The 6,456-nt window shown below is 68.9% G+C and carries 6 protein-coding genes and 1 pseudogene; 5 read left to right on the top strand and 2 right to left on the bottom strand.

What is annotated here, in order from left to right:
* Window positions 1–104 precede the first annotated feature (104 nt).
* Window positions 105–887 carry a phytanoyl-CoA dioxygenase family protein gene (locus ACFU6I_RS47320; RefSeq protein WP_384380446.1) on the top strand — a complete coding sequence of 261 codons (783 nt, stop codon included), beginning with the start codon at window positions 105–107 and terminating at the stop codon, window positions 885–887.
* 187 nt (window positions 888–1,074) lie between these two features.
* Here ACFU6I_RS47320 and ACFU6I_RS47315 read toward each other — a convergent pair whose 3' ends face one another.
* A complete protein-coding gene (locus ACFU6I_RS47315; RefSeq protein ID WP_384380448.1) occupies window positions 1,075–1,962 on the bottom strand; it encodes a helix-turn-helix domain-containing protein in 888 nt (295 codons plus the stop codon).
* A 77-nt stretch (window positions 1,963–2,039) separates the two neighbouring features.
* On the opposite strand from ACFU6I_RS47315, the gene ACFU6I_RS47310 reads away from it, so the two are divergent.
* The 3 genes and pseudogenes from ACFU6I_RS47310 to ACFU6I_RS47300 form a co-directional block, all read left to right on the top strand.
* Window positions 2,040–2,897, top strand: a complete 858-nt coding sequence (locus ACFU6I_RS47310) for an alpha/beta fold hydrolase (protein ID WP_384380443.1) — start codon at window positions 2,040–2,042, stop codon at window positions 2,895–2,897.
* A gap of 18 nt (window positions 2,898–2,915) precedes the next feature.
* Window positions 2,916–4,130: an FAD-dependent monooxygenase gene (locus ACFU6I_RS47305; protein WP_384380440.1), complete on the top strand. Its 1,215-nt coding sequence runs from the start codon at window positions 2,916–2,918 to the stop codon at window positions 4,128–4,130.
* A 644-nt stretch (window positions 4,131–4,774) separates the two neighbouring features.
* Window positions 4,775–5,074 (top strand): annotated as a pseudogene (locus ACFU6I_RS47300) (SMI1/KNR4 family protein); the annotation flags it as partial.
* 509 nt (window positions 5,075–5,583) lie between these two features.
* Here the strand turns inward: ACFU6I_RS47300 and ACFU6I_RS47295 are convergent.
* Window positions 5,584–5,835, bottom strand: coding sequence for an integrase (locus ACFU6I_RS47295; RefSeq protein WP_384380437.1), 252 nt, complete (start codon window positions 5,833–5,835; stop codon window positions 5,584–5,586).
* 101 nt (window positions 5,836–5,936) lie between these two features.
* Between ACFU6I_RS47295 and ACFU6I_RS47290 the strand changes: the two genes are divergently transcribed.
* Window positions 5,937–6,287, top strand: a complete 351-nt coding sequence (locus ACFU6I_RS47290; protein ID WP_384380435.1) for a hypothetical protein — start codon at window positions 5,937–5,939, stop codon at window positions 6,285–6,287.
* Window positions 6,288–6,456 lie beyond the last annotated feature (169 nt).

Raw genomic sequence — 6,456 nt, 5'->3', positions numbered from 1 at the left:
ACGGCCGCTATCTGGCACAACGACCACACAAGCCAACCGATCATGCGCGCACTGACCGCATACGACCACTAAAGCCCTTGGAATCGATCATCTAGCGTTCAGGCATGATGACAACCGCCTCCTCCCAGCGACGTGAGGCCCTCGACGCCGCCGGATACCTGAACCTCGGAACCCTGCTCACGCCGGACGAGGTCGTGGTCTACCGCGAGATCTACGACCGTTTTCTCAACGGCAGCATCGACACGGGTGACAAGCGCTCCGACCTCGGCAGCGGGACCGGGACCGCCCCCGCCTGCGGTGCCCCGGAGAACATCACCCAGATCATGTGGCCGTCGGTGCTCTGCCCGGAACTGCTCGATCTGCCCCTGCACTCCAGGGCCCTGACCCTGGCACGGGAACTCGTCGGCGAGGACATGGTCCTGGACTTCGACATGCTCATCGACAAGGCTCCGCGCACCGCGGTCCCGACACCATGGCATCAGGACGCGGGCTATTGGGTCGACCTGCCGGACAAGCGCGCGGTGTCGATCTGGGTGTCGCTCGACCACGCGACGCTGGACAACGGCTGCATTTGGTACGTGCACGGCTCACACATGACACCGCTGCGCCCGCACTGGCCGGCGGGGAAGGGCGGCGGCGCGATCGAGTGCGAGTGCTCAGAGGACGAGCCCGGAGCCACCCCCGTCCCGCTGGCCCCCGGCGAGGCCGCCGCACACGCCGGCCACACCCTGCACTACTCGCGCGGCAACACCACCGACGCCCACCGACGCGCCTACATCCTCAACTACCGCTCCTCCGCCATGATCCAGCTCGAACGCGAGCGAGGCATGGACCACGGCCTGAACGACAACGTGCGACTTGTCCGCAACACGGCCGCATCCTCCTGACCGCTCCGGTCCCTGCGGCCTGGCCGTCCACCCCCACACCACCGCCCCGAGATCCCGTCCCAGCCGGCGCCCTGCATGTTTGTACTCGAACTCTGCTGAGGAGTGATTTTGCCGTGGATCGTCACGCCCCCCTTAACCCCGACCCAGACGTCGGCGGCCTCCAGCCGAGTTCACAGCGGTAGCCGTCTCACCTCCGGCCAGCGATCAAGCCGGAGCTCCCTGGCGAGGTGAGGAATGCGGTTGTTCCGCGGCTGGGCCATGCGATGTCGTCAACGGCGAGAAACGGCTCGAAGGCCACGGTCGCGGGGGTCGCCCCGGTGAACGCCATGACGTCCCGATGCAGATGGGACTGGTCGGCGTAGCCGGTGTCGGCCGCGACTTGGGCCGCGCTTTCACCCGCGACCAGGCGGTGGGCGGCATGGTCGAAGCGGACCAGCTTCACGGCACGTTTGGGCGGCAGGCCGAGCTGCGACCGGAACCGGGACCACAGCCGCTTACGGCTCCATCCGACCTCGGCCGCGAGTCCGTCGACCCGGGTCAGGCCACGGCTGACGATGATCCGGTGCCAGGCCCAGGCCACCTCCGGGTCCACCGGCGGCCCCGCCTCATGCCGGCGGGCGAGCAGCGCGTCCGTCAGCACGAAGCGATCCTGCCAGGACGAGACATCGCCGAGTTGCTCGCGGATCCGGGACGCCTCCCGGCCCCACAGGTCGCCCAGGGACACGACGGCGCCGTCGAGGTCGGTGGGGGAGGCGCCCAGAATCGCGCGTGCGATCACCGGGGACAGGCGCACCTGCACGCACTGGACGTTCTCTCCCCGTGCCCGGACCGTGCCTCCGGATCCGAGCCCGGGCCCGGCGACGATGCTTCCGCGCTGCTGCCGCCCTGCGGCACAGTCAAGGATGGGCGAGCCGGCGCCGAACTCCAGGAGCAGCGTCACGGCCGGGTGCGGGACCATCCGGAGCGCGTCCAGTTCACGGACACGGAATCCGGCCATGGTGAGTCCGGCCACCCGGCTGGGCCGCTGCGGGCATGCGACGTCCCACACAGCTGCATCGTGCCTGAACGTTTGCACCATCCCATGCTACGTGAGCCGACTGAGGGGAACATTTGTCCAATCCATCGGCGGGTACCGGCGGAGACAGTGGGCTCATGACTGTTTCTGACGGCGGACCACATGTGAATGGCGGCATCGAGGCCACCGAGAGTTCGACCCTGTCGCTGGACGACGGTGACATCTACGTGTGCGAGGACGGCCCCTGCGACGCCCCCGCACTCCTGCTCATCCACGGGTCCGCATCCTCGACCCGCTCGTGGAACCCGATGGTTCCGCTGTTGACCGGATCTCACCGCGTCATCCGGATCGACCTGCTCGGGCACGGCCGGTCGGCCAAACCGGCTGACCGCAGCTACGCGATCCCGGACCAGGCACGTCGGGCCGGCGTGGCACTGGACCGGCTCGGCGTCGAGCACGCCGTGGTCGTCGGTCATTCCAGCGGCGGCGCCGTCGTCACCGCCCTCGCCGAACAGCGACCCGACCTGGTGACCGCGCTCGCGCTCATCAACACCGGACCCAGCCTGGACGCCTTCATCGCAACGGAGTCCGCCGCAATCGGCCTCCCGCAGTGGCCGCCGACCGACGACCAGCTCCGGCAGTTCGCGAGCACGGGTTTCAGCCGCGCGGGCTACCAGATCCCAGAAGAGCTCCTGGACGACGTACGTGGTATGACCCACCACTCGCTCACCACGTCGATGCGGGCCACCCGCTCCTACCTGGAACAGCGGGCGCTGCCGGATCGGCTGACAGTCCTGGGCAAGCCGCTACTGGTGATCTTCGGCGAGGACGACCGCAGATGGCGATCCTCATCCGCCTCCGATTACCGCGCCGTTCCGGGCGCCAAGGTCGAGTTGCTGCCCGGTCTCGGGCACTCGCCCCTGCTCGAGGATCCGCCGCGGACCGCCACCCCCCTGCTTGCCTTCACCGCGATCCACGCCAAACGGGTGGACTGAATGAGAATGAGGGGTGCCATGCGGATTCTCGTCTCCGGCGCCAGCATCGCCGGTCCGGTGCTGGCCTACTGGCTCACCAGGCACGGCTTCTCGGTCACCGTCGTCGAGCGCGCGCCGGCTCTGCGCAAGACCGGCGGCCACGCGGTCGACCTGTTTCGGCCCGCGATGAACATATCGGAGAAGATGGGTGTGCTCCCACGTGTTGAGGAGCGGGCCACCGGCACGAACCGGATGACCGTCTACCGGGAGGGCTCATGGCGTCCCGTCCGGGCGGACCTCTCCAAGATCTTCGGCGCCACCTCGGACCGGCACGTCGAGATCATGCGCGACGATCTGAGCGAGATCTACTACGACGCCACACGCGACGACGTCGAGTACGTCTTCGGCGACTCGATCACCGCGATCTCGCCCGACGGCGAGGTGCGGTTCGAAAACGCCGCGCCGCGCCGCTTCGACCTCGTCGTCGGCGCGGACGGGCTGCACTCCAACGTGCGCCGCCTCGTCTTCGATGAGGAATCCCGCTGCAACGCCTTCATCGGGGCCTACCTCGGGGTGCTGACCCTGCCGAACATCTCCGACCTCGACGGCGAACTCCTCATCCACGTCGGCGTCGGCCGCACTGCCGGCATGTACGGCGCGCGGCACCTCGGCGACGCGCGAGCGTTGTTCCTGTTCCGGAGCGAGCGCGAACTCGACTACCACCACCGCGACGTGCCCCGGCAGAAGGAGCTGCTGCGCGGTGCGTTCGCCGGCATGCACGCCCACGTGGACCGCTGGCTGGACGAGCTCGACCGCACCCCGGCGTTCTACTTCGACTCGATCACCCAGCTCCGCATGGAAGCCTGGTCGCAGGGGAGGGTGACGCTCGTCGGCGACGCGGGCTACTGTCCCGGTCCGGCCGTCGGCGGCAGCACCAGCCTGGCCGTCGTCGGCGCGTACGTCCTCGCCGGAGAGCTGGCACGGGCGGGCGGTGACCACGAGCGCGCCTTCCCCGCTTACGAGCGCGTGATGGCGGAGCACGTGCATGGCAGCCGCGCGGTCGCGCTGAGCGCGGCGAAGACCCTGATCCCCACGTCCCGCCTCGGCGTGTGGGGACTGGCCCAGGGCGCACGCCTGATGTCCGCCCTGCCCGCGGGCCCCAGCCGCGCCCTCGTTCGCCTCACCACCAGGAGCGCACGCCTCTACAACTCCGTGACCGTCGACGACTACCCGCCGTCGCCCGCCGCATCATGATGTCGTGGCGGCCTCGCGGGCGACCCCGGAGGGTGATCTCCAGTGATTCGTCCGCGGGGAAGGCGTCGAACGCGATGCGGTGGATGAAGTAGTCGACGCACGGAGCGAGAGTGCGCGCCGCGTTCGCACACCGGTCGTTGAAGGCGTCATCGGCCTCGGTCGTGTCGATCACAGCGAGAGGCTACGAGCCAGGGCAGCTTGCGTCGATCAAGTTGCTGAGACTCGGTGGTGGGCGATCCAGATCGTTTGAGACTCTGGGCGGTGTCTGCACGCACCGGACCAGATCAGCTGAGATTTCGAGTCGCCACGCATCTCAGTCGATCTGGTCGCAGCAGGTCACAGCCCCGGCCCGAGTACCGATCAACGCAGCGATGTACTTCAGCGGGTGCCATGGCTCCCACCGGTCGACTCCAACAGCGGACTGCGCCGATGCATCCACGAAATGCTCACGCCGAATATCCCCTGGAGCAGCGCTTGATGGTCCTCCGCCCGGCGGGCGGAGGACCATCAAGTTGGAGCCTGCAGCGGTCAGCCGGCCTTGGTCGGTTCCCTGGTTCAGGCTCGGGTGCCGGCAAGGCGGTAGATACCTCACGGTGCCAAGGCGTCAAAATATTGCCGAGTTCTGAGAGCACTGGTGCGTCGTACTCGCCCCCGTCTTCGGCCTGCCGCGCCTGCGAACCCTCTCCGCCTATCCCTGTACTCTCGCCGATCCCTGTGAGATCGCCCGGCTCACCCACCTTGAGTATCTGGAACTCCCACCCGCGGAGTGGCGCGTCCTCCTCGATGCGGGGGCTGTGCCCACCGAGCTGCTCGCCGCAGGCATCGAGGCCCACCGGCAGCAGGACAACCCGTTGCAGACCATCGCCCTCGCCAACGAGATCCTCGCCCTGTACGGTCGGCCGCCGATCGCCGACATCACGGTGCTGGAGGGAGCGATCTCATAACAGGGGCCGTTGCATGATTGCGAGCCGTCCGGAACGCCGGGCCGGCCCGGAGCCGGGCTGGACGTCCCGGTTCGGGCAGGGCGTGGACACAGTGCAGGCACGGTCTCGGTGATCACGTGAGAGTTGTTGTCCTTCCGGAGTTGAGGACTGTGTTTCAGTTCGGAAGCCCTCGCCGGCCGCGTCTGGTTGAAGAAGTTGGTCGGCCCCGGGGGCCGGCGGTGTCGGGCTTGCCGGAGGTGATGCTCACGTGCTGACGAGGCCGGAGGTGTTGTTGGTGGGGGTGGAGGAGTGGCCAGCCGCGTCGCTGTTTCTGGACCCAGCGGCGGGTGGTGGAGGCGCTGACACGGTGGCCCGGGCGGCGGAGCTCGCCCTGGATGCGGGGGTGTAGCCCCCCAGGAGCTGTTCTCGCGGGCGAGCCGCAGGACCAGGCCGGTGAGCTGCTCGGGTATCGGCGGGCGGTCGGTGCGCGCCGGTTTCTGTCTCCATTTCCAGCGGACGAGGCGGCGGTGTCAGGAGAGCAGGGTGCCGGGGGTGACCAGCCGGGGGCGGCGCAGCGAAGCGGGGAGGTGTCGGGCGAGGGCGGTGAGTACGGCCCGGTCCGGCCAGGACAGCCGTGGCCGGGTGCCGAGTTGGCGGCGCAGCACGGCGACTTCGTGGCGCAGCGCCAGCAGTTGGACGTCCTGGGCTCGTTGGGAACGAGGGAGCAGGAGGAGCAGCCCGAGGAGGCGGACAGAGGCGAGATGGACCATGCGGAGGGCCACGGCGCTCGAGCATGCCATGATCGGAGGCGGGCCTCGAAGTCCCAGGTCGAAGCAGGTACGAGAGTTATGGCACCCCACGGGCCAAGGATGTCGAGATACTGATGCTCCGGCACCGGCTGGCCGTCCTGCAGCGCAGCAGCCCCAAGCCGGCTTTCACCTGCAGGGACCGCACCGTGCTCGCCGCCTTGCTCCGCTTGCTGACCAAGCGTCACCGCTCGGCGCTGAAGTTGCTGGTCACCCCACGTACCGTGCTGCGCCGGCACGCGAGGCTGGTCGCGAAGAAGTGGACCAATCCGCACCGGGGCCCAGGCCGCCCGGCCAAGCCCGAGGCACTGCGTGCTCCGGTGTCGCGCCTGGCTCGCGAAAACGACACCTGGGGGTATCGCCGGATCCACGGCGAACTGCTCAACCTGGGCTGGAAGGTCGCCGCTCCTCCGTCCGGCAGATCCTGAAGCAAGCCGACATCGACCCGGCGCCCCAGCGCGCCGACCGCTTCTGGTCCCGGTTCATCGCTGCCCGGGCCCAGGGGATCCTTGCCCCTGCCGGGTCGGCTCGAGGCCGGCCCGGCAGGCTCGGTCCGGCAAGACCCCACACGTACAGCCGTGCGGCCCGCTGCACGAG

The organism is Streptomyces sp. NPDC057486 (assembly GCF_042802415.1).
GTDB lineage: Bacteria > Actinomycetota > Actinomycetes > Streptomycetales > Streptomycetaceae > Streptomyces > Streptomyces yanii.
The sequence above is the reverse complement of the archived record's forward strand: the minus strand, read 5'-3'. Positions and strand labels throughout refer to the sequence as shown.

Excerpts from the sequence above, each read along its gene's own strand:
- ACFU6I_RS47305 (WP_384380440.1), top strand. The coding sequence starts at position 2,916 with ATGCGGATTCTCGTCTCCGGCGCCAGCATCGCCGGTCCGGTGCTGGCC.
- ACFU6I_RS47320 (WP_384380446.1), top strand. The coding sequence starts at position 105 with ATGATGACAACCGCCTCCTCCCAGCGACGTGAGGCCCTCGACGCCGCC.
- ACFU6I_RS47290 (WP_384380435.1), top strand. The coding sequence starts at position 5,937 with ATGCTCCGGCACCGGCTGGCCGTCCTGCAGCGCAGCAGCCCCAAGCCG.
- ACFU6I_RS47310 (WP_384380443.1), top strand. The coding sequence starts at position 2,040 with ATGACTGTTTCTGACGGCGGACCACATGTGAATGGCGGCATCGAGGCC.